The following is a 20992-nucleotide window of genomic DNA, read 5'->3' as shown; positions in this document are numbered from 1 at the left end:
TAAAATATTTTCATATCTTGTTTATTATATAACACGAACCGGGTGATTCGATATGCGAAAAAAATGCACCTGCCGGGCCGTCTGTACCTGCAGGCCCATCTGCCGTCCCGTTTGCAAGCGCAAGAAGCCTCCCAAGCCGTGCCCCCGCCCCCGTCCACATCCACGTCCCCGACCGCGACCCAAGCCCCGCCCTCCGGCGCCCAAGCCGCTCCCGCCAACCAAGCTGCGGACGGAAATCAGCACCTTTTACGCAGTTGCAGACGGCCAGCAAAAAAGCTTTGTCGACCAGAACGCCGTCGAAGGCTACAGCTCTTCGCCGATTCCCGATCCGCAGCTGCTGTCGTATACCAACGTATTCGTAAACGGCGTGCTTCAACCAGCCTCGCTATATACCCAACGAAGCGGAGAAATCACCCTGCTGACCAGCGACGCCCCGGCCAAGGGTACGCCTGTCATTGCGCAGTTCGTCAGGATTTTACGCTAGAAAGGGGGTGAACTACATGCCTGTTTCCTTGATCAAACCTTATATCACCGCTGTTGCCTCCGCTCCTGTGGCCACAGGCGGAACTGTGGAAACAACCGTCTCGCCAGCCGTAACTCGCTTCGTAGCCGTCATCGACGCCGGAATGATCGGCGCAACGGATACGACAATTCCGGCAGCCAGCTTCGTCGACGACGACGGCAACGCCATTACCGATTTGCCCGCTCCTCCTACAGACGGCTACTACAACGTTTACGTCAACGGTATGCTACAGGAAGGCGGACTGTCCGCGCTGACGACGGCTGAACTGACGCTGGCAACCATCGCCATCCCGGAAGGCGCGCCCGTTGTACTGGAGGTAGCCGATTTCAGCAACACCACTTCCGCGATTACCGTAGAGCCTACCATCTCCGCGCCAATCATTACAATCACCAGCTGACCCGCGAACTCCCTTCGGCCGCAGATTCTGTCTGGGGCTGTTTTTTATCCGTCAAAATGAAAACGATTTCTTTGGAGCACCGCCTGACACCGCGGGCCGCATACACAGCCACACAGCGTGCGGAGCGCAAAGCTCCGCCTGCTGTTCGCGCGCTGCCTGCCAAGCTTGATTTCCGCCCCGCTCTGCTCTGCTTCGCTCTGTCTGTCTGTCAAGCGTCATTCTCGTCACTATCGGAAACAGCCGTTTATAAACCGCTATTCGTCAGCTTGATGACATCCAGCAACGGCATCGTCGCTTGCGTTTGCTCATGAACAAGCCAGCGATCCGTCATGCGGTCCACGAACAGAACACCGTTTAAATGATCGATTTCATGCTGAAAACAGCGGGCGGTAAAGCCCTCTCCCTCCAGCATCACCGTCTCTCCCTGCCGGTTGAAGGTTTTGACGCGCACATATTGGGCGCGCTTGACGTTGCCCATAAAGCCCGGATAAGACAGACAAGCCTCCAGCCCGATTTGCTCGCCGCGAGCCTCGACAATTTCCGGATTAATCAGCTCCACCAGTCCATCGCCGCAATCGAGTACGATCAGCCGGCGCAAAATCCCTACCTGCGGTGCAGCCAAACCGGCCCGCCCGTCGGCGGCATACAGCGTTTCGGCCATATCGTCGAGCAGCTTGAGCATCTTCGGAGACAGCGGCAGCTCCACTTCTCTTGCCGTCTTTCGCAGCACGGCGTCGCCAAAAGGCAAAATTTCCTTCACAGCCATCGTCCTCACGCTCCCTTCGCCCGCTTTGGCGGCGTGTATACCCACAAATCGTTAGGCGTGCATTCCAGTGCCGTACATAACGCGTCCAGCGTGTCCGCTTTCATCTGCTTGGGCGGTCCGCCCAGCAGCGCGCTGATCGAGGGCGCAGACAACCGATAGTCCGCTTTATCCTCCAAAAGTCGGGCTAACGCCGCTCCCGTCCAGACGCCCCGCTCCGTCATCACCTTGCGCAGCATCCATTCCAGCATCGTCATCATCCCCTCCGCCATTAGTTAGCACCTTAAATAATTAGGTAATACCTAATATATCGCAAATTCTGGGAAAAAGGAATAGAAAAAAAGACAACCTCCGGTCAGACTGTCCGGAAGCTGCCTGCTTGTTCGCGTGCCGCCATCAGTGAATATTCCACAGGTAAAAAACCGCATAGGCCCGCCAAGGCCGCCAGCGCTCGCCCAGCTCGCGCACGACGCTTACAGGCAGTTTGCCCGGCAGACCGAGCCGGGTTCGCAGCGCGTTATGCAAACCCGCGTCTTCTGCCGGATAGGCGTCGCGATGGCGCAAGCAATGCATCGACACGTAGTGGGCCGTCCACGGCCCGATACCGCGGATGGCCGTCAGCGCCGCCACGGCCGCTTCGGGCTCTGCAGCCGCCAGCGCCGCTTTATTCAGCTCGCCGCAGGCCATCAAGCGCGCCGTTGTCAGCATACATTGCGTCTTGCTTGCGCTCAGCTGCATCGCTGTCAGCTCGCCGGGCTCCACGGCCGCAATCCGCTCCGGCGTCGGGAACAGCCAGTAGCGCCGCCCTTCATGCTCCAGTGAACGGCCAAATGCTTCAACAAAGCTGCGCTTCAGCTTGTAGGCAAACGTCAGGTTAATCTGCTGGCCCATAATCGCCCATACGAGCGCTTCGAACAGATCGGGAATACCAACGATTCGCAAGCCCCGTCCGCGTTCAACCACCTCGCGCAGCACTTCATCCGCAAGGCCCAGCTCATAAAATGGCGCCAGCTCCACATCGGCATCCAGCCACTCCCGCACAAGCGCGATGACCGCTTCATCGATGCCCGCGGATGCGGTGGCGTCTCCGCTGGTCGCGTTGGTTTCGCTGCCGACCGCGTCTCCACTGGTCCCACCGGCTTCGCTGACGACCACGTCTCCACTGGTCCCACCGGCTCCGCTGACGACCGCGTCTCCACTGGTCGCACCGGCTTCGCTGACGACCGCGTCTCCACTGGCCGCACCGGCTTCGCTGCCAACCACTTCTCCACTGGTCGCACCGGCTTCGCTGACGACCGCGTCTCCGTTGGCCGCGCCTCCTTCGCTGCAGCGGCAGGCAGCAGCGAGCTCGTCTGTGCGCTCCTGCAGTCCGACGGCCATGAGCTCCCCGCGCACAGCAGCCTGCCGCTGCGGCCCCGTCTCCCGGCCTTCAGCGAGCAAGCGCACCTCCAGCGTTGCCGGCTCAACGCCTGCGCCAATCTCCAGCAGCAGCAAGCGCCCCCCGGCGTCAAACGCCTTGATCAGCCGTCCCTCCTCCGTCACCGCATGCAGACATTCCAGCGAGGAGCGCTGCAAATATCCGAGCACCTGAGCAAAGCTGTAATCTTCAGCAATCCTGATAACGTGCATGTCCCTTGACGGCAAAGCTCTCCACTCCTTCCAGCCGGAGCAGCGCCGCTTTCATGGAAAGCCCGCCGCGAAATCCGGTCAGCTCATTGTTTTTGCCCATCACCCGATGGCATGGCACGACGATCGGCACGGGATTGGCGCCGTTGGCCGTGCCGACAGCCCGTACCGCCCGGGGGCGGCCAAGCGATACAGCCACCTGTGAATACGAGCGCGCTTCGCCATGCGGGATACGCTGCAGTTCCTCCCAGACCGCCAGCTGAAACGGCGTGCCCCGCAGATCCAGCGGCAGCGTAAAGCGCTGCCGCTCGCCTTGCAGATATGCAGTCAGCTGTTCGGCATAAAAAGCGAGACGTCCGGCGTCCGCGATCAGCCCCGCGCCCGGCGCATGGCGATCACGCCAGCGCAGCAGCGCATCCATCGTTTCCTCGGGCCATGTGATGCGGGCCAGACCTTGCTCCGTCGCCAGCATATATAAGGTGCGCTCGCCGAGCAGGCGATGGCGCAGCTGCGTCCAATATAACGCGCCGCTGTGTTCGAGCATGACAAAACCTCCTTTTGACCAAAGCTTGAATAAGCCCATTATAGTCAGCGCTCGCAGCTTTGATAAGAGCCCGGCAATAGGAGAGCAAGAAATCTACAGCCGCAGCGGGTATACTGAAAACAGGAGGTGGACGCGATGAACCACAAACGTCCGTTACAGCTGGCACTGAGCGCCGAGCAGTCCGGCAGGCTGTACGTTGCGGTCCTGGAGCGGGATACGGCATATGACGGCATCTATATCATGGGCGTCTGTACGACCGGCATTTGCTGCCGGCTCTCCTGCCGCTCCCGAACACCGAAGCCGGAGCATATTGTCTTCTACGCCGGAGTACGCGAAGCTGTCGCCGACGGCTTCCGCCCCTGCAAGCGATGCCGTCCGGAAAGCGGAGGAGCGCTCAGCCCCGATCTGACGCTCGTGGCAGAAGCCAAACGGCTGATCGGGCAACGGCTGAACCAGCCGTTCACACTGACGGAGCTGGCCGCCCTGTTGAACCTGAGCGCTTTTCACCTGCAGCGCGTATTTTCCAGAGCCTGCGGCCAATCCCCCGCGCAGTATGCGCTGGAGCTGCGGATCGCCGAAGCGCGCCGCCTGCTTGCGCACAGCAAAGAGCCGATGGCTGCCATTGCCCGGCAGGTCGGCTTTCGGAGCGCGTCATATTTTGCCGCGGCATTCCAACGAATCACCGGCTCAACCCCTTCGGCTTACCGCGAACAAGCCAGTCTGCCGGAGCCTGCCGGCGATGGAAGCCTGCATCGTACAGAGCGAGCGGCCCCGGATTCGTCGATTCGCCCGGACAACCCATAGCGCCGCCAGGCTCGTCGGGCTTGCCAGAATCGCTCAGCCCGTCCGGGGCAGCCGGAAGCAGTCGAACCTTCCTCCAGAGCAGCAGAGGTATACAAGGTCAGCACCACGCGCGACTCTTGGAGCGCGGTGCCCGCCGTACAGCGGCTGTCAGACCGTGCTAGCCGTCTTTGAGGGCATTTCGCTTTCTTCGGCTTTCCACCGTTGTCCGGTAGGTGGCTCCCCATGCCGCCATGCTGCGAATGATCGGGGCCAGCGTCAGCCCGAATTCCGTGAGCGAATATTCCACTTTGGGAGGCACCTGTTGATACACCTCGCGGTGTACAATGCCGTCGGCTTCCAGCTCGCGAAGCTGGAGCGTCAGCATGCGCTGGGTGATTTCCGGGCAAATTTTACGAAACTCGTTAAAGCGCTTGGTCCCCTCCAATAAATGATAGAGCAGCACACCCTTCCACTTGCCGCCAATGACATCGAGCGTGAATACCACAGGACAACCCGCATCGCTCGGGCATGCCGCCGGTCCGTTTATCTGGTTGCTCATACCGTACCTCCCATCCATTCATGCGCAACAATCAGGTGCAACAATGATGTGCAACAATCAGGTGCATCCATTTCATATGTATACTTTCACCTTCAAAACCATAGTATACAAATTGATACTACACCACAAAAATGTGCGTACTTACATATTTGGATGGTATCACATATAATCGGGTTGTGCCAGTTCATTTATGGAAAGGAAGATGGTTATGTCTCACATGAAAGCCGTCGGTCTGCAGCGTTATTTGCCGATCGAGCATCCCGAAAGCCTGCAGGACGTCCAGTTGCCCAAGCCGCAGCCGCAAGGCCGCGATTTGCTTGTGCAAGTCAAAGCGGTATCGGTTAATCCCGTAGACGTCAAGGTCCGCGCGCCCAAGGATCGCACCGAAGCCGCGCCGCGCGTGCTCGGCTGGGACGCCGCAGGCGTCGTCGAAGCCATCGGTCCCGATTGCACCTTATTTCAGCCCGGCGACGAGGTGTATTATGCCGGCAGCATTACCCGTGCCGGCAGCAACAGCGAATATCAGCTGGTCGATGAGCGGATTGTCGGCAGCAAGCCGGCATCGCTTGATTTTGCCGAGGCTGCGGCGCTGCCGTTAACGACGATTACCGCATGGGAAGCGCTGTTTGACCGGCTTGGCGTGGCGCAATCGCCGGAAGCAAACGCCGGGCGCACGATTCTGATCATCGGCGCTGCCGGTGGCGTCGGCTCGATTGCCACCCAGTTGGCCCGAGCAGCCGGATTGACGGTCATCGGCACGGCGTCGCGGCCCGAATCGGCCGCATGGGCCAAGCAGCACGGCGCCGCGCACACGATCAGCCACTACGAGCCGTTTGTGCCGCAGCTGCGCGAGCTTGGCTTCAACGCCGTCGATTATATTTTTTGCCTCAATCAAACAGCCGAGCACTGGAGCGCAATGGCTGAAGCGATTGCTCCGCAAGGTAAAATCTGCTCGATTGTCGAAACGCAGCAGCCGCTGAACCTGAATCTGCTGAAAAACAAAAGCGTCACCTTTGTCTGGGAGCTGATGTTCACAAGACCGATGTTCGGCACGCCCGATCAGATCGAGCAGCACCACCTGCTCAACGAAGTAGCCGCGCGCATCGACGCCGGAGAGCTGCGCACGACGCTGACCGAGCGCTTGACGCCGATCAACGCGGAGCAACTGCGCCACGCCCATGCCCTGGTCGAATCCGGCCGCACCATCGGCAAAATTGTGCTGGAGGGCTTTGCCTGACTGCCGCAATTTTGCCGAAAGGCGCGAGCATGTCCAAAAACCCGCTGCGCCTGAAAGCGCCGGCGGGTTTTTCGGTTATTTTTGCCCCGTATCCGCTAGAAATGTCCCGATTTGCAAAAAAAAAAGCTGCCCGCAGCCATTTTTCATGACCACAGACAGCCTGCTTACCCGCTGGACCAAGCTCACTCGGCCCGGCCATCTTCTTCGGGGAGCTCCGCTCCCCCCGCTGCGGACGGCTCGTCCGCTTCGACATAGCGCTTGAGCGCGCTCAGCTTGTTTTCCCAATAACGCTCGTAATACGACAGCCAACGCTTCAGCTCCTGCAGAGGAGTCGCTTCCAGCCGGTATCGCGTCTCGCGTCCGACCTTGCGTTCCTTGACCAGACCTGCATCGGCCAAAATGCGCAAATGCTTCGACACTGCCGGCCGGCTCATCGGAAAATGCCCGCTCAGCGCGTTCAACGGCAGCTCCTGATCGCCGAGCAAATGCAGCAAGCGTCGCCGCGTCGGGTCGGCAATCGCCTGAAACACGTCATGCTTCGGTGCGGAAGCCGACATTATCCCTCCACAACGGAAGCCAGCTTGGCGCCAATACCGGCCCAACCGCCAGCCATGCGCTCGCGCACGATGGCATGCGCTTCGCCAAACTCGGTGACCTTGTTCGTATCCCAGCCGGAATGAACCAGCGTGAATTGCGTTTTGCCGTCAACCTCCTCCAGCTCAAACGCCAGCGTCCAGTCCTTGCCCCATGTAAAAGCCAGCTTGTGCGGCGGATCGAAGACCGTCACCTTGCACAGCGAATCGCCCCACGGACCGGCCTTGATATGAAACTCCTGCCCGACAACAGGCTGAAAATCATTGGGCATAAACCAGGCGGAAATGCCCTCTGCAGTCGATACGGCCGCCCACACCTTTTGAATCGGCGCGTTCAACAGCTGAGTTTGACGAATATCCGGCAATGTTTGCGTACTGGATTGATCCATATAAAAGCCTCCCGTAAATCATTTTATTTTGATGCTTTGACCTTGCTTTTCTCGCGAAAACGCAACGCCGACCACGTGTCGTCAACGGCCACGTTGCTGACCGGGCGATACGCAGTGTGCTCCTGCACCCAAGCAGCCAGCGTGTCGCGGTTGACATCCGACTTGATCCCGGAGCTTGCTTTGGGATACGTGATCCAGAATACGGCGTCGTCCTCCAGCAGCGCGATGGCTCCCGCGGCCCGCTCGGCCAATTCCCCGCTATTGCGGACAAACAGCTGGACGAAGCCATACGTCGCTCCATCGGCTGGCGACTGTTCGCCGAAGCCCGGCGCGTAGCCCTCCGGTGCGTGCAGAATAGCTGCAGGGCCCGCCTTGTAACGCAGCTTCTTCAACAACTCTTCCATTCAAAACGCTCCTTCCGCTCGCGCTGAAACGCTTGCTTATCTTGATTATAGGAAACCAATTGGTTTCCTGTCAAGAGCAAAGCTACGAGGGTAGCTTGCCCGTTTTTGGAAAAACCAGTGCAAAGGCTGCAGAAAAACAAATCCGCAATCAAAAAAGCGACCTCCGTCCACGCCATCGTGGTACTAAAGATCGCTTGAGGCTGATCCTGCGGCGTCCGTAAGCCGTTGGATCAGCCTTTTGCCGATAGGGGGGACCCGCCGGATCGCCTCGAACGACTCGTTGGCGGGCCCGGCTGCGTGGACAGCATGGGCTTTACTCGCCGCACGGGCTTGCCAACTGCACAGGCGGCATCGGTTGTACCGGCCGCGTGGACGGCAAGGGGCGTTGGCAGCAGCGGCTTGCCAACCCGCCTATTCCAGCGCAAAAAACGTCCGTGCCGTCTGCGCCGTCGCTTCCACCACCTCGGCTTCGCTGCGCCCGATGCAGCCGGCAATCGCCCGCACAATATGCCCCAGAAACGCCGGCTCGTTCCGGCCGCCTGCAGGCTGCGGCCGCATATCGCGCGGCGTCAGGAACGGCGCATCCGTCTCGACCATCAGCCGGTCGAGCGGCACACGCCGCACCAGCTCGCGCAAATGGCGGCCGCGCCGCTCATCGCAGATCCAGCCGGTGATGCCGATGTACAGCCCGAGCTGCAAATAGCGGTCGAGCTCCACGGCCGTGCCGGTGAAGCAATGCACGACCGCGCGCGGCAGCGCCTCCCCCGCGCTGCCCAAAAGCGCCACGAAATCGGCAAACGCCTCTCTTTCGTGGAGAAACAACGGCAGCCCCAGCTCGCTCGCCAGCTCGATCTGGGCAGCAAACCAACAGCGCTGGACGTCGCGCGGCGAAAAATCGCGGTTGTAATCCAACCCGCATTCGCCAATCGCCACGACCTGTGGCAGCGCCGCCAGCTCCCGCAGCTGCGGCAGCGTGTCCCCGCCGCAGCGGGCCGCGTCGTGCGGATGTACGCCCGCCGTCGCAAACAAGCGGCCCGGCCGCCGGGCCGCATATCGCGCCGCTTCGGCGCTGCTGCGAACGCTCGTTCCAGTAATAACGAGCGCCTCTACCCCGGCCGCGTGCGCGCGGTTAACTACTTCATCCCGGTCGGTATGAAACGACCGATGCATTAAATTTACGCCAATTTCAATCATGTACAACCCTCCTTAAACTATCCGCAGGCACCCCATCGGACAGCCATACCTCATGACCGGCCGGATAAAATACCGCGCCACCGGCTGCCGCCCGGGCCGTATCTACTGCCACAATCACCAGCTCCCCACGCCTTTCCCCCGCCAGCACGGCAAAATCCAGTCCTTCGGACAAATGCACATACTGTCGGCCCATCGGCTTCAAGCCCTCGCGCTCAATGATGGCCACCGCACCCGTATTCGTTCCGTGATACAACACCGCAGGCGGCGTTCCCGGCGTATAAGCGACCCGTTCGCTGCTGTGGCCGTACCTCGCGCGGATACGTCCGTCCTCCAGCGCAAAACGTTGCTTGGGACACGTCCGCACCACCTCTTCCACATCGTTCAACGTAACCGCCGCCCAGCGCCGCTGGCGGTGCAAGCCCGCCAGCAGCTCCTCGACCGGGCAGGAGCCGTCCGCTGCTTCCAGCTTCAAACCGAATAGCTCCGGCGTATGGCGCAGCATTTTGGTCATCAGCTTGCTTAAACGCGTTTGTTCCTCTTGCTTCAACATCGATTTCACTTCCTTATATCCTTCAAGGTTCAACTCGGCTGGCCTCAGTATAACGCAGCTTGGCTTGCCCGGCACGGGAAAATTCGGCTAAAGCGATACTGTCCGAGTATGCAAACGCAAAAAAGGCCAGCCGCTACCGGCTCACCCTGCTCCTCTTCAAAACTTCTCTATGATTTGCTGCCAGCTCCCGCACCAGCTCCCCTGCGCCGCCAGCTCACGGCATCGGCTGCTCACCTGGCCCTCGCCTAAAACCGCCGCAGGCTTCCGCCACCATGACCCGGATCAAGCAGCGCATTCAGCTTGTCCGCCGTCTCTGTGTAGGCACGCAAAATCGTCTGCATTTTCGAAAAGTCCTCGTCGTCCGGCCCATAGCCGTCGAGAAACATTTTCTGCAAAATATCCTTGTACAGCACGATCCGATCCTCCAGCCACAGCTTCTCCTGTTCGATCAGCTCGTCCAGCGTATGATTGGCGATAAAATCGTCAATATCGATATCGTCGCCCGCCCCCGGCTCGGCATCCATCTCGGAGCGAACCCGATTCTTCTCCGTCCGCCCTTCGCCCGGATCCAGATCGATGGAGGTGCGAATGGCCGAAATCGGAATATGCTGCTTGATCAGCATAATATGAAATTCCTTATGCTTGAGCAGGTCGGAAACGACAAGCCGGCACATGTCTTTATTTTGCAGCAGCACGCCTTGAAACGGATGAAGCGTCCACACGCCCAGCTTGAAATACAAGTTAAATGTAAAAAATTCGCTGCCATATTTATATTCAATCGCAATATTATGCTCGTTCAAAATCTCAAAGCTGAAATCCAGCATACCGTCCCTCCGCGCCCCCAATATGGTTACGTCTATTGTAACACGAAAGCCGCTGATGAAAAGAGGGCCAGTCACATTATGCTTCTGAATACAATCGTTTTAGATATAATGTTATTACCCAAGTACAAATCTGTTAATTGTGTTCTTTTTAAAATTGTATGAGATAATCTGTTTTTTCGATAAGGTCCCGACGATGAGGGAATCTACAGCAATTGATTTTGGAATTTCGAATCCCTGCATCACGTTACTATTTTCAATACATACATTTGCAAAAATAAAAAAGGTAAGCACGCTGCCTACCCCGTAAGATTGAAATGATATATTTTTAAAAAGACTGCTCCAAAGCAGCCGTGCCGCGGCTATTCGTTCAGCTTGCTGACGGCATCCGCTTTTTCATAGCTGGCCGCCACAATCAGCGTTAGGATCAGACAACCAAGAATCAGCGCATCAATCATCAACATCCCTCTTTTCCGAAAAGCGTCAGAGCCTTTGCCCTAACAGCCTATGAAAAAGAGAACTTGACCCATGCCCTTTAATTCAAAATCCGGTCGAATTCGCCCGACGAAGCAGCTGCCTGGATCGCTGGCGAAGGCTTGCCGGACTCCAGACCGAGCTTTTGGGACATGGCGTTATTTAACGCCGCAAACTTTTCCGTCGACGCCTTGCACGAGGCGATAATCTCGCGATTCGATTTCTCGGCGTTGTCGAGCGCTTGCATCAGATCGTTGATCGCTTGCGTCGCGCTTTCCAGCGACATCGCCGTTTTTTGCACAAGCTCGCCCGATTTCTGCGACGACGTTTTGAGCAATTCCGCGTTGCGCTTGAACTGCTCTTCAATCGTTTGATTGTTTTTCTCCACGGCGCTGGCAATCGCCATCTGATTGTCGATCGCCATCGTAATCATCGCCGATACCGTAATCAGATTCGCTGCTTTATAGATTGAATTATTAACGGCATCAATTAATTTATCATTCGTATCGTTAATGATGTCTGTGGCGGCAATCGCCTGATTGTACAACATAATATCTTCAGTCATCGATAAAATCCGGCTGACGACCTTGCGCTGCCCCCGCTCCAGATACGCCTTGCGCGCCTCGTTCTCGGGGTTGGCGATTTCACGGTCAAACAGCTCCTGCAGCTGCTGGCCGAGCGAAATTTTGTACTGGAGGGCGTAAATCTCCTCCAAAGCGCTGCGCTTGAGCGTGCGCATGCTGGCCATATCCTCCTCTAGCGTGTCCTTGCCGTCGCGCAGGCCGGCGACAATCGCGTCCACATTCGTTTTGACGGACTGGTATTTATAGATGTAATTTTTGAGCGGCGTCTTGCGGACCAGCTTGCCGAACAAGCTGACATTTTTGCTTTTTTGCAGGTCCTCACATTCGTTGCGCAGGTCCAAAATTAGCGAAGACAGCTGATTCGCTTTGCCGACCATCAGCTCGTTGACCGGGCGCTCCAGCTGCTTGAGCGTTTGCCCGGCTTTTTCCTGCGTTTTGGCTCCAAGCTTGCCGATGTCGTCCATCAGGCTGTCGAGCGTTAGCGTATCGGACTGGCTGACCTTGCGAATGATCGCCGATGCCTCCTGTACGACCTTTTGCTGATCCTCTTGCTTCAAAGCTACCGATTGCGTAGACATGTGTCGTCGCCTCCTTCGAAATTAATCCGCGCTGCTGTAGCGCTGATGAATCAAATCCGCACGGGCCTGCAGCTCGAGCAAATCCTTGCGCTCAATCGAAGCGACAATGCCGCCGACGTCGGCCTGAATATCCTTGAGCCCGTTGAGCAGCGTCCGACGGTTGCGCGTTTTGGCTTCGCCGCTCAGTCGCAGAAACGGCGTGATGAAGCTGTTCAAATCGCGCAGCACCAGCCGTCTGACCCGGTGATTGATTTCATCGTCGCGCAGCTCGGCGAGCTGCGGAAGAACGCGATGGATGCGCGAAAACAGCGCCAGGCTTTTCTCGACAATCTCATCGTCGAGATTGTTGCTTTGGCCCTCCGAGATCACCATGTCCTCCAGCACCTCCAAGTATTCCTTGACGGGCTGGAACAGCTGCTCGGAGGCGGAAGCGATCGGTGCGGGGGTGCCCCCGCCCGCACCGGCGCCGGTCAGGGCCGCGCTGCCGGACGCGGCCCCCCGGCGTTCGGGCAGCGGCAAGCCGGAGCCGCCGCTGCCCGAACGGGCCGAGGCTGACGGCAGCGCGCCGTCAGCCGGACCCGTAGCAGGCCGCGACGCCGCGCCGGCCTGCCCGCTTGCGGCCCGCTCCGGTTGGCGGGCCGTGTCAGCTCCGCGCCCCGCCAGCCGGGGCGCGCGCCCCTCCGCCGACGCCGGATTGGCGTCGGCGACAAAATCGCCGGGCAGCGGAGCAGCACCTGCCCGGCGCGGCTGCAAGCTGCCGAAGGCGCAGCCGGCGAGCGGCAGCAGCAGCCCGGCGAGCAGCGGCATATGGGGCAGCCAAACGCCCGCCGCTGCAGCAACGGCCGTGCCGATCGCGGCGCCGGCCAGCGGTTTGAATTGCATAACGAATCACCTCATCGGTTCCCCGGTTTCGTTCTCCCGGTTCAAACGGTCTTACGACCATTGTAGGACTCGCTGTTCGCCCCTGTCAAATCAATCCGTCAGCTTCCAGGCGCGCTTAAAAGGAACACATCATCATCGGATGCTCGATATGGCTGGCTAGAATGCCGAACTTGGGCCGCACCGCCGGCACCTCCAGCCCGAGCGCCATCCGCACAGCCAGATACGGGAAGTTAACTCCGCTCAAGCAGCTGACGTGCAGCCCCCCTGACATCCGCGGGTTGATTTCCAGCAGCTTGGGCACACCGTTCGCATACTTCATCTGAATATTATAATTGTAGGGAATCCGGTACGCGGCAGCGACCTTGGCCGCGATATCGAGCAGCTCGGGGACGTTTTCCAGCAAACGCAACCGCCCTCCCGCCTTGCGGCGCGGCACGGCCGCGATCAGATGCCCCTCCGGCGACGCCAGACAATCGATGCTGTATTCATAGCCATCCAGATGCTCCATCACCATCAGCGGAGCAAAGCTGCCCGCCGCCGACAACGCGCGGTACGCTTCATCGAACGTGACGCTGCGGCTCAGCGGTCCGAGCAAATCGTCAAGCGGATCTCGCGCATTATCGATGACGCGGAAACCTACGCCCCCTTCGGCGCTTGTCGGCTTAAAGCAAACGCGATGCCCCCGGCCGCTCAGCTCCTCGTAAGCCGTGCGGAAAGCGTCGGCGTCCTGGGCGACATAATAATCGGGAACCGCCAGAATACCGGCCGGCCGCACCATTTCATAAAAGCGATCCTTGTGCATCAAAGCGTTCAGCAGCTCCACATCGCTGCAAACAATCACCTTCGTCCCGAGCTCGGCAAACGCGTCGACGTGCTTGGCGATATCGAGCATATGCAGACGCGGGATGAACACATCAATACCGTGCTGACGGCAAAACTGGAGCGCAAATTCCACATAAGCGTCGCCTTTCAGCTCAGGCTCCGTCTCCGCGTGATCGCAAGCCTGCAGCGACATATGCCGGATATCGGGATGCGTGCCGTACATTTCAAATTCCAGTCCGTCGGGATTGTGACGGATCAAATTCATATAATGATAGGCAACGCTAAACCATCGGTTAAACCACACGCGAACCTTTTTCATCCCTTTGCTCCTTCGTCCAAATTAAGCTCCCTACATAATCGGCGATTTCCTCGGCAGCGGTAATGCCCGATCGCACAGTGAAACGATATACCCCATCATCGCCAAAAGACCGAAACAGCTCGCCATGACGCGGTGCGATCGCGTAATCGGCCGCATCCAGCAATACGCGATCCAGCAAGGAATCGCCCGCAGCCGCCACAGTAGGTTCACCGATCCGCTCCCGCACATACCGCAGCGCATCCGCTTTGTTCACACACTGCGGGATCAAATACAGCTTGCGCCCTTGCAGCGACAGCTCCCAGCCGAGCCCGCGAGCCCGCTCCGCCAGCTCCTGCACCGCTTCCAACGGCGTTTTGTCGCGCTGAATGACGACGGCATAAAACAGCTCATCGCAAAAACGTTCGCCCATCACCCAATCGCTATGGGCAATCCGCGCAAAATGTCCGCGAATCTCCGCCGCCGCCGCCGACTGCTTGGCGGTTTTGGCGCGTACGCAACGCGCCCATTCGGCATCGGCTTCGCCGCCAATCAGCACGTTGCCGCCATTGCTGGTCACAGCGTACCTTGGCGTCAACTGCTCGTGAAACAGCTTGATGCGCTTGTACTGCTCAATCGTGCGCGTCGTCACTGGAATGAAGGTCAACCGGGCAGCGAGACGCTTCAGCTTTTCCAACGCCGGCGCATACATATAGGAAACCACCTGATCTTTTAGCGTTTCCGCAGGTACCAACAGCGCAGGATCGGCATCCGGTCCCATCGAACGGGACGAATAAATCAAGGTTTGATCCAAATCGCTGGCAAAAATCATTCCCGGTCCTCCTTCAACGGCCGAATCACGCCGCAGCAGGAATACGTCAGGCCCGGAAACACCTCGACCGGCACATTCCGGTCGGCAGCCAGCAGCCGGATATGCGCCAGATTCGGATTGTCCGGACGGTCTACGAGAATTTTCCACGGCACCCGGCGCAGCAGCACGCGCGTCGTCTCGCCAACGCCCGGCTTGATCAGATTCATGTCGTCAATGCCGTAAGCGGCCTGAATGGCGCGGATGTCGGCCAAGCCCTGCCACGTAGCTGCCGGCTTTGCCCGCAGATGCGCTTCCGCCGCCGCCGCCGCTTCCTCCGCTACCTCGTGAAAATACGACGCTACCGTATCCACAAACAGCCGGGAAACGTCATCCCCCAACCACTCGCGGTAAAACTTCGCGCCGTGATAATCGTCCGGGCCGATCAAATCGGGCCGCAGCACCGTCCGGCTCATCAGCCCCGATACGGTCGAATTCAGACAAGCGCTCGGGATCAAATAATCCTCCCGCGTACCGTACGTCTCCGAGCAGCAGCCCGGATCGGCCAGCACGGCCAAATCATCGCTCAGCCGAATGCCGTAACGGTTGGCAAACGTTTCACACGCTTCAACCAATACTCGGCGAATCGCCCCTTTGCCTGTCCAGCCGTCGACAAATTGCAGCGGACGGTCCGCGCCTTCCTTTTGCAGCATATATAGTAGCGCGTTTTCGTCGATGCCCTTGCCCCGAATGATCGAAATGCTGTAATGCGGCCAATCGAGCCCGCGTACCGACTGCAAATACCGTTTGATCAAAATGCCGACAGGCGTGCCGGCACGGGCCAACGACACAAGTACGGTGCGATCTCCGCGTTTGCGCCGGATCAGCTCCGCGACAATTCCGGCAGCCAAAGCCACCTTGCGTGCCGATACAGCCAACGTTTCATGGAACAAACGGAGATATTCCGCCGTCGGCTTGTATTCCACAGGCAGCATTTCCGAATAATGCACACCCGATTGAATCGCTTCCTCACGATCCTCGGTCGGGCGCTCCAGCCGGGCCTCACTCACATCCTTGAGCAGAAAAACGACGTCGCCGGGCGCATAGCTGCCCAGCGGCGCCGGTGGGGCCAGCGTTTTGCCCCAAATCGCCGTACCGTTACTCATCGCCCTATCCCTCCCGTTTCTCGCATGTGCCGGTAAAAACGATGATGATCACGCGCGGTATGCCAAGCCTCTGCAGCACCTCCCGCATAGGGGCCAACCGCGCTTCGTCCACCTCGCGCTCCATAAACACGAACAGCTCGTCATATTGCCCCGGAGCGATATTGTACATAAAATGGCGAACCTCCGGGTCTTCCGGTGACGCATAGGTAAAACCCGAGCGCACCCCATAGCCCGGCTGATCGTGCGGGTAGATCGGACTGCGCGTCGTCGATTGGAAGCTCACATCCTCACCCAGCAAAGCGGCAATCCGCAGCGGAATATACATAAACTCGCCTGTACCCATGCACAATAACGGACCGCCCGAACGATGGGCCCGCAGCGCTTCCGCTGCATGTAAGACGAACCGGTCGGTAGCAATTAGACTGGACGCATCGAGCCCAAAACGTCCCGTACAGGTCAAATACGGCGCTGCGTTCGTCACTCCCGCTCCGTCTGCCGAAACAGCCGCCACCTGGGCGAACGGATGCTCCAGCCGCAGCACCTGTACGTCGCCGTACCGCCGCTGATCTCCCCGGCCCGCTTCTTCTGGCGTGCTGGCCGCAGCAGCGTCAGGGCCGCTGCCGGTACCGGCTTCCTCGGCTGCTCCGCCGTCCAACCGCGCCCCGCGTTCCGCGCCGGCCCCTCCGGCTGCGCCGTCCATCTGCGCCGCCGTCAACGGCCCGCCGCCTGTATCCGGCGGCAGCCCAGCGGCGCTCAACTCGCCCTTGATCAGCGACAAGGGCTTGATCGTCACGCCGAGCTCGTCCACCAGATCGGCAAACCGGCGCTCGTCTTCGGCCGTGCGCCAATCGAGCAGCGCCGCCACGTAGTATGTGCGGCGGGGATACTGCCGGTGAATATCGCGGATGATGTTGAGCGCCGTGCGGCCGGTCGTCATCTCATCATCCACCAGCACCACCGGCGCCTCGCCGTCAAGCACGCCCGGATCGGCGGCGTAGCAGCGGTGCGTCGTCGCGTGCGAATGCTCTTCTTCGAAATTGAGCAGCGACTTCCGCTCCGGCAGCAGCTCGCGCGTCGTGTGGATGTACGTGCAGCCGCCGGCAAACGCTTGGTACATACTGTGCCCAAGCGCCGTCGCTGTCTCGGCGAAGCCGATAAACTTCACCGGCTCCGCCGGAAGCAGCGCGCTGTCAATAATCGCCCGATAAGCGTCCTCGGCCTGCGCCGGGTCAACCAATCCGGCAACCGTCAGCTGCAAAAGCCGCTCCAGCAGCTCCGGCTCGCCCGACTTCGGCGACGCCTGACTATCCTGCAGCCGCCGCTCGCGGCTTCGTTCCTCCGCCTCTATTCGACTGTCAGCCGCAGGTTCGTCAGTTGCTTCGCCCGACTGCATTCCGGTCATTGCCAGCCCGGTCGCCAGTCCCAGCTCGCCGGCCAGCAGCAGCGCCAGCGCAGCGCCGGCCAGCAGCGGCGTATGCGGCGCAACGGGAATATGCTTGCCGAGCAGCTTGCTGACGAACAGAAAACCGCGCTTTTTGTTCATCCGCGCCGCCAGCGCAAACAACGCATCAAGCGGCAAGCCATACGGATTGGCCGTTACCCGCAGCCCGACCTGCAAATCACCGAGTATGCGAAAGGTAGACGTGCTGGTGCTCGGGGAGGAGAGAGATAAAATGCTGTTGTTCATGCAACACCCCATAAACCTTTGATCTCATCAAAATCCGCTGGGCCCAATTCAGATGCGGCTTAACCTCATTCATTTTGTTGGCATAGTCGCTTTTGATTACGCCCAGGCGTCCATCATTATTGTCAATAATGCTCACGGCATCGACGTATTCCTCATGCGTCACCGTGTACAGCGATTGCACCGGCTTGATGTGCGTCGGATGAATGATCGTCTTGCCGATCATCCCGTTTTCCTTGTCCATCATCACCTCGTAAATCAAGCCGTCAACATACGTATTGATGTACTCCATGCGCAACCGGCGGCCCCGCGGCCCGCCAAGACTCTCCTCAAACAGCGTCTGACGCAGCTGCGGCTTGAGCACGCGCTCGCGATTGGCAAAATATTCCCATACCGGACCGGAAATCACATACGGCTGATTCATCCGGCCAAACACGTTGATAATATCCGCGATACAATCGCGAATCGGCGCAATATCATAAATCGTCATATCCGGACTGCGCCGAAGACCAAACAAGCTGGAAAAATCAGTTGCTCCGATCCGCACGTTTAACACGTAACGGTGGTAGCGGTCTAAAATACGCTTGATGCCCAGCAGCGCCTCCGTCCGCGTCTCGCGGAACAGCACCGTCGAGCTTTCCAGAATCGGCATACCGTACAAATCGGGATACCCCTGCGGCTTTGTCCGGTTATACGCCTCCAGCATGCAAAAATAGCTTTCGCCGTTCTCTTCCGTAAACTTGGGAAAAACAAACCCAGTCACCAGCCGAATCCGTTCCTCCAGCAGCGTCAGCAGCCGTTTCAGCTGCTCCTCGCCGCGCACGCGTATAAAAATCAGCGGCAACCGCGCAGTCGGCAGCGCCCCTGACGATGTCAAAACCGAAATGCGCTGCATCTGCAGCAGCAAGGAAGCTTCCGCTTCCTCAATCTGCTGGTCGCCGATGGCGTCTTCCAGATCGATCACGATGGAGGCCAGGCCCTCGTGCTTTTGCGCAAGCAGGTCTTCGGCGATATTCGCCCGCGTCCCCGGCATATATAACGCCGCGCCTACCGCATAAGCAAGCAGCTCCTTGTTCGACGTATTGTCAAAAATCTGGGGTGTGGCGTAAAATAACGACTGTTCTTCCTCCGGCGTCAGATATTGAAAATACCTCAAGCTGCCATTCCTCCTTCATGAAAAATTCGAGACAACAAATCCCTCCTGCCTGGAAGGAGGGATTACCGCAGCGCCAGCGCCGCTTATTCCGCGCCGTCTTGCACGCGTTTCTTCTTGCGGACCGTGCTGTAAATGATCGTGCCGACAAAGACGGCAATCAATACAGCGAAAAAAGCGACATGGGGAATTTCGATATGGAACGCCCCAAGAATCATTTTGGCCGCAATCAGAGCAATTAACAGAAACGCCGCTTGCTCCAGCTCGGGGTACTTGTCGATCAGCTTCAGGAACAACTGCGCAACACCCCGCATCATCAATACGCCCAGTATGCCTCCCAAGAAGAGGACCCATACCTCGCCGCTCAGACCGAAAGCCGCAATGACGCTGTCAATACTAAAGGCAATATCCATTAATTCGACGAGCAGCACCGTTTTCCAGAACGACGATCCCCGATTGGCCGCTTCTTCGTCTTCGCTTTTTTTGAACAAGCCCTTGTACGCGATGTAGAACAGGTATAAGCCGCCCGCTACTTTAATCGCTGTAAATTGCACCAGGTATGTACCCAAACCGATCGCCAGAAACCGGAAAACGTAAGCGCCTAGCAAACCGTAAAAGAGCGCTTTTTTCTGCTGATCCTTAGGCAAATGCTTGACCATCACCGCAAGCACGAGCGCGTTGTCGGCGGAAAGCAGCCCTTCCAGCACGATCAAACTGGCGATAATGCCCCAGCTTACCGGATCGGACAACGTGCTTGCGACCTCGCTCCACGAGAAGAAATGCCCGTAATTTTCTATAATGCTGTTAAAAAAATTCGTCAGCCAATCCATCGAAGAAACCCCCGTTACCTAAATTGAATTATTTGCTTCCTGCCACCCAGCGCAAGCCCCAGCCATACGCTTGGTCAATCTCCTTGTGGCCGGCGTAATACTGCACGAGCCTTTCAATGCTGAAGGTTTCGTCGCCTACGTTGCGGATCATCGCAATCGCGCACATCCGGTGGCGATTGTCGTGCTCGTCGAGCTGGACGACAATGTCCGGACCGCTTGGCTGCTTGAGCGTCACCACGCCGTCGGCTTGCGACCAGTTGGCAACGCCCTCGTAAATAAAAGCGAATACGAGCAGGCGCTTGATTTCGGAAACTTTTTTGCCGTTGATGCGGATGTTTTCGCCGGTTTTCACCGAGCCCGTCCGGTCATCGCCGTCAAGCGCGACATAGGGCGGCCGATCCAACGCGCCGAACGATTCGCCCAGCGCTTGAATGACGCCCTTGCGCCCGTCCTTGAGCTCGTATAAACAAGCGAGATCAAGGTCGACGCCGCCCGTCTTACGGCTGAAAAAGCCGCCGCTTTTGGCCTGCTGCTGGTTCCAGTTCAGATTGATCAGAATTTCGCCCATACCGCCGGACGGCTTGGTCAAATTGATGACATCGCCTTTTTTCTTCAGCTCAATCTTGGTCAAGTTAATCGACGGAGCCGAAGGAGCAGGCGGCGGGCTTGGCGGAGCTGCAGGCGGCGCAGGCGGAGCCGCAGACTTAGGCGGTGCAGGCGGCGATGGCTGACCGGAAGGCGGTTGGCCCGCTCCCGATGACGAGCCTCCGGCCGGCGCGCCGTCGACTTCAATCCCGAAGCTGCCGCACAGCGCGCTCAAGCCGCCGGAGTAACCGGCCCCAACCGCATTGAACTTCCAATCCTGATTGTATCTATATAACTCTCCTACGACGATCGCCGTTTCCACGGAGAAATTGTTGCCGAGCTCATAGCGCAGCAGCTCTTGGCCGCTGTCTTCATTGGCAAAGCGGATCACCGTGTCCGTCACTTGCCCGAATGTTTGCTTCCGTTGCTCACCCTCGTAAATCGTCAGCGTAAACGCAATTTTATCAACGGCAGCGGGAATTTGCTGCAAATCGATATGGAAAAACTTTTTCGCAGAGCTGGTTTGCTTCTCCACGTATGTAATAAAGGAATTTTTCGGATTTCCGTAAAAAATGAGGTCTTCGTCTCCGGTTACTTTACCGCTGGCCGCCAGCAAAAAAGCGGAGGTGTCCAGCTCGACCTGAGCCGGGGAATTCCAGTTCAACGCCACCGTGAGCCGCTGCAGGCCAGGGCTTGTCTTGGTCAAATCGGCCTTCTGTCCCTTCACAATCGTTACTGCCATGATGGT

Annotated in this window: 24 protein-coding genes; 4 read left to right on the top strand and 20 right to left on the bottom strand. The window is 58.5% G+C overall.

What is annotated here, in order from left to right:
- Window positions 1-52: 52 nt before the first annotated feature.
- Together B5M42_RS22055 and B5M42_RS22050 are read left to right on the top strand one after the other, a co-directional pair.
- Window positions 53-484: a DUF4183 domain-containing protein gene (locus B5M42_RS22055; protein ID WP_134755100.1), complete on the top strand. Its 432-nt coding sequence runs from the start codon at window positions 53-55 to the stop codon at window positions 482-484.
- Window positions 485-500: 16 nt separating this feature from the next.
- Window positions 501-920 carry a DUF4183 domain-containing protein gene (locus tag B5M42_RS22050; RefSeq protein WP_134755098.1) on the top strand — a complete coding sequence of 140 codons (420 nt, stop codon included), beginning with the start codon at window positions 501-503 and terminating at the stop codon, window positions 918-920.
- Between the two features lie 244 nt (window positions 921-1164).
- Here the strand turns inward: B5M42_RS22050 and def are convergent, their stop codons facing one another.
- The 4 genes from def to B5M42_RS22030 form a co-directional block, all read right to left on the bottom strand.
- Entirely contained in the window at window positions 1165-1686 is a 522-nt protein-coding gene (gene def / locus B5M42_RS22045) for a peptide deformylase (protein ID WP_134755096.1), read from the bottom strand.
- Between the two features lie 5 nt (window positions 1687-1691).
- Window positions 1692-1934 carry a helix-turn-helix domain-containing protein gene (locus tag B5M42_RS22040; RefSeq protein WP_134755094.1) on the bottom strand — a complete coding sequence of 81 codons (243 nt, stop codon included), beginning with the start codon at window positions 1932-1934 and terminating at the stop codon, window positions 1692-1694.
- Between the two features lie 145 nt (window positions 1935-2079).
- On the bottom strand, window positions 2080-3327 hold the full coding sequence (locus tag B5M42_RS22035; protein ID WP_134755092.1) for a DNA-3-methyladenine glycosylase family protein: 1248 nt from the start codon (window positions 3325-3327) through the stop codon (window positions 2080-2082).
- A complete protein-coding gene (locus B5M42_RS22030; protein WP_134755091.1) occupies window positions 3290-3853 on the bottom strand; it encodes a methylated-DNA--[protein]-cysteine S-methyltransferase in 564 nt (187 codons plus the stop codon). The genes B5M42_RS22035 and B5M42_RS22030 overlap by 38 nt, the downstream gene beginning before the upstream one ends.
- Window positions 3854-3988: 135 nt before the next feature.
- On the opposite strand from B5M42_RS22030, the gene B5M42_RS22025 reads away from it, so the two are divergent.
- Entirely contained in the window at window positions 3989-4657 is a 669-nt protein-coding gene (locus B5M42_RS22025; protein ID WP_134755090.1) for a bifunctional transcriptional activator/DNA repair enzyme AdaA, read from the top strand.
- Window positions 4658-4814: 157 nt separating this feature from the next.
- Here the strand turns inward: B5M42_RS22025 and B5M42_RS22020 are convergent, their stop codons facing one another.
- Entirely contained in the window at window positions 4815-5195 is a 381-nt protein-coding gene (locus B5M42_RS22020) for a winged helix-turn-helix transcriptional regulator (RefSeq protein WP_134755089.1), read from the bottom strand.
- A 202-nt stretch (window positions 5196-5397) separates the two neighbouring features.
- Here B5M42_RS22020 and B5M42_RS22015 point away from each other — a divergent pair, with 202 nt between their 5' ends.
- On the top strand, window positions 5398-6432 hold the full coding sequence (locus B5M42_RS22015; RefSeq protein ID WP_407946138.1) for a zinc-binding alcohol dehydrogenase family protein: 1035 nt from the start codon (window positions 5398-5400) through the stop codon (window positions 6430-6432).
- A gap of 182 nt (window positions 6433-6614) precedes the next feature.
- On the opposite strand, the gene B5M42_RS22010 is transcribed toward B5M42_RS22015, so the two are convergent.
- From B5M42_RS22010 to B5M42_RS21940, 15 genes are all read right to left on the bottom strand, one after another.
- Window positions 6615-6989, bottom strand: coding sequence for an ArsR/SmtB family transcription factor (locus B5M42_RS22010; RefSeq protein WP_134755085.1), 375 nt, complete (start codon window positions 6987-6989; stop codon window positions 6615-6617).
- Window positions 6989-7414: an SRPBCC family protein gene (locus B5M42_RS22005; protein ID WP_134755083.1), complete on the bottom strand. Its 426-nt coding sequence runs from the start codon at window positions 7412-7414 to the stop codon at window positions 6989-6991. The genes B5M42_RS22010 and B5M42_RS22005 overlap by 1 nt, the downstream gene beginning before the upstream one ends.
- Window positions 7415-7437: 23 nt before the next feature.
- The gene (locus tag B5M42_RS22000) at window positions 7438-7818 is read right to left on the bottom strand and encodes a hypothetical protein (protein ID WP_134755081.1); all 381 of its coding nucleotides are present in this window, start codon (window positions 7816-7818) and stop codon (window positions 7438-7440) included.
- Window positions 7819-8229: 411 nt separating this feature from the next.
- Window positions 8230-9012 (bottom strand): TatD family hydrolase, encoded by a 783-nt coding sequence (locus B5M42_RS21995; RefSeq protein WP_134755079.1) that lies wholly within the window; start codon window positions 9010-9012, stop codon window positions 8230-8232.
- Window positions 9005-9562 carry an RNA 2'-phosphotransferase gene (locus tag B5M42_RS21990; protein ID WP_134755077.1) on the bottom strand — a complete coding sequence of 186 codons (558 nt, stop codon included), beginning with the start codon at window positions 9560-9562 and terminating at the stop codon, window positions 9005-9007. The genes B5M42_RS21995 and B5M42_RS21990 overlap by 8 nt, the downstream gene beginning before the upstream one ends.
- Before the next feature lie 245 nt (window positions 9563-9807).
- On the bottom strand, window positions 9808-10386 hold the full coding sequence (locus B5M42_RS21985) for a hypothetical protein (protein WP_134755075.1): 579 nt from the start codon (window positions 10384-10386) through the stop codon (window positions 9808-9810).
- A 532-nt stretch (window positions 10387-10918) separates the two neighbouring features.
- Window positions 10919-12019, bottom strand: a complete 1101-nt coding sequence (locus tag B5M42_RS21980; protein WP_134755073.1) for a toxic anion resistance protein — start codon at window positions 12017-12019, stop codon at window positions 10919-10921.
- A 21-nt stretch (window positions 12020-12040) separates the two neighbouring features.
- Complete coding sequence (locus B5M42_RS21975) at window positions 12041-12901, bottom strand: hypothetical protein (protein ID WP_134755071.1); 861 nt, start codon at window positions 12899-12901, stop codon at window positions 12041-12043.
- A gap of 115 nt (window positions 12902-13016) precedes the next feature.
- Window positions 13017-14042: an ATP-grasp domain-containing protein gene (locus B5M42_RS21970; protein ID WP_134755069.1), complete on the bottom strand. Its 1026-nt coding sequence runs from the start codon at window positions 14040-14042 to the stop codon at window positions 13017-13019.
- Window positions 14017-14850 (bottom strand): HAD family hydrolase, encoded by an 834-nt coding sequence (locus B5M42_RS21965; RefSeq protein WP_134755068.1) that lies wholly within the window; start codon window positions 14848-14850, stop codon window positions 14017-14019. Before B5M42_RS21965 ends, B5M42_RS21970 begins: the two co-directional genes overlap by 26 nt.
- Window positions 14847-15992, bottom strand: coding sequence for a cysteine protease StiP family protein (locus B5M42_RS21960; protein ID WP_134755066.1), 1146 nt, complete (start codon window positions 15990-15992; stop codon window positions 14847-14849). The genes B5M42_RS21965 and B5M42_RS21960 overlap by 4 nt, the downstream gene beginning before the upstream one ends.
- A gap of 4 nt (window positions 15993-15996) precedes the next feature.
- Window positions 15997-17547: a phosphoribosyltransferase family protein gene (locus B5M42_RS21955; RefSeq protein WP_407946142.1), complete on the bottom strand. Its 1551-nt coding sequence runs from the start codon at window positions 17545-17547 to the stop codon at window positions 15997-15999.
- A gap of 64 nt (window positions 17548-17611) precedes the next feature.
- Entirely contained in the window at window positions 17612-18832 is a 1221-nt protein-coding gene (locus B5M42_RS21950; RefSeq protein ID WP_134755062.1) for an HpcH/HpaI aldolase/citrate lyase family protein, read from the bottom strand.
- An 83-nt stretch (window positions 18833-18915) separates the two neighbouring features.
- Window positions 18916-19659, bottom strand: a complete 744-nt coding sequence (locus tag B5M42_RS21945) for a TerC family protein (RefSeq protein ID WP_134755060.1) — start codon at window positions 19657-19659, stop codon at window positions 18916-18918.
- 28 nt (window positions 19660-19687) lie between these two features.
- The gene (locus B5M42_RS21940; protein WP_134755058.1) at window positions 19688-20986 is read right to left on the bottom strand and encodes a TerD family protein; all 1299 of its coding nucleotides are present in this window, start codon (window positions 20984-20986) and stop codon (window positions 19688-19690) included.
- Between the last annotated feature and the right edge of the window lie 6 nt (window positions 20987-20992).

Origin of the sequence: Paenibacillus athensensis, assembly GCF_004514475.2 — a bacterium.
In the GTDB taxonomy this organism is placed as follows: Bacteria; Bacillota; Bacilli; order Paenibacillales; family NBRC-103111; genus Paenibacillus_AL; species Paenibacillus_AL athensensis.
This window is presented reverse-complemented; position numbering and strand designations above follow the sequence as displayed.

Bases quoted from the DNA above. Each gene is read 5' to 3' on its own strand.
- B5M42_RS21985 (WP_134755075.1), bottom strand. From the start codon at position 10,386: ATGCTGGATTTCAGCTTTGAGATTTTGAACGAGCATAATATTGCGATT.
- B5M42_RS22050 (WP_134755098.1), top strand. From the start codon at position 501: ATGCCTGTTTCCTTGATCAAACCTTATATCACCGCTGTTGCCTCCGCT.
- def (WP_134755096.1), bottom strand. From the start codon at position 1,686: ATGGCTGTGAAGGAAATTTTGCCTTTTGGCGACGCCGTGCTGCGAAAG.
- B5M42_RS21965 (WP_134755068.1), bottom strand. From the start codon at position 14,850: ATGATTTTTGCCAGCGATTTGGATCAAACCTTGATTTATTCGTCCCGT.
- B5M42_RS22000 (WP_134755081.1), bottom strand. From the start codon at position 7,818: ATGGAAGAGTTGTTGAAGAAGCTGCGTTACAAGGCGGGCCCTGCAGCT.
- B5M42_RS21960 (WP_134755066.1), bottom strand. From the start codon at position 15,992: ATGAGTAACGGTACGGCGATTTGGGGCAAAACGCTGGCCCCACCGGCG.
- B5M42_RS22025 (WP_134755090.1), top strand. From the start codon at position 3,989: ATGAACCACAAACGTCCGTTACAGCTGGCACTGAGCGCCGAGCAGTCC.
- B5M42_RS21940 (WP_134755058.1), bottom strand. From the start codon at position 20,986: ATGGCAGTAACGATTGTGAAGGGACAGAAGGCCGATTTGACCAAGACA.
- B5M42_RS22030 (WP_134755091.1), bottom strand. From the start codon at position 3,853: ATGCTCGAACACAGCGGCGCGTTATATTGGACGCAGCTGCGCCATCGC.
- B5M42_RS22040 (WP_134755094.1), bottom strand. From the start codon at position 1,934: ATGCTGGAATGGATGCTGCGCAAGGTGATGACGGAGCGGGGCGTCTGG.
- B5M42_RS22020 (WP_134755089.1), bottom strand. From the start codon at position 5,195: ATGAGCAACCAGATAAACGGACCGGCGGCATGCCCGAGCGATGCGGGT.
- B5M42_RS22010 (WP_134755085.1), bottom strand. From the start codon at position 6,989: ATGTCGGCTTCCGCACCGAAGCATGACGTGTTTCAGGCGATTGCCGAC.
- B5M42_RS22005 (WP_134755083.1), bottom strand. From the start codon at position 7,414: ATGGATCAATCCAGTACGCAAACATTGCCGGATATTCGTCAAACTCAG.
- B5M42_RS22055 (WP_134755100.1), top strand. From the start codon at position 53: ATGCGAAAAAAATGCACCTGCCGGGCCGTCTGTACCTGCAGGCCCATC.
- B5M42_RS21980 (WP_134755073.1), bottom strand. From the start codon at position 12,019: ATGTCTACGCAATCGGTAGCTTTGAAGCAAGAGGATCAGCAAAAGGTC.
- B5M42_RS21945 (WP_134755060.1), bottom strand. From the start codon at position 19,659: ATGGATTGGCTGACGAATTTTTTTAACAGCATTATAGAAAATTACGGG.
- B5M42_RS21990 (WP_134755077.1), bottom strand. From the start codon at position 9,562: ATGTTGAAGCAAGAGGAACAAACGCGTTTAAGCAAGCTGATGACCAAA.
- B5M42_RS21970 (WP_134755069.1), bottom strand. From the start codon at position 14,042: ATGAAAAAGGTTCGCGTGTGGTTTAACCGATGGTTTAGCGTTGCCTAT.
- B5M42_RS21995 (WP_134755079.1), bottom strand. From the start codon at position 9,012: ATGATTGAAATTGGCGTAAATTTAATGCATCGGTCGTTTCATACCGAC.
- B5M42_RS21975 (WP_134755071.1), bottom strand. From the start codon at position 12,901: ATGCAATTCAAACCGCTGGCCGGCGCCGCGATCGGCACGGCCGTTGCT.
- B5M42_RS22015 (WP_407946138.1), top strand. From the start codon at position 5,398: ATGGTTATGTCTCACATGAAAGCCGTCGGTCTGCAGCGTTATTTGCCG.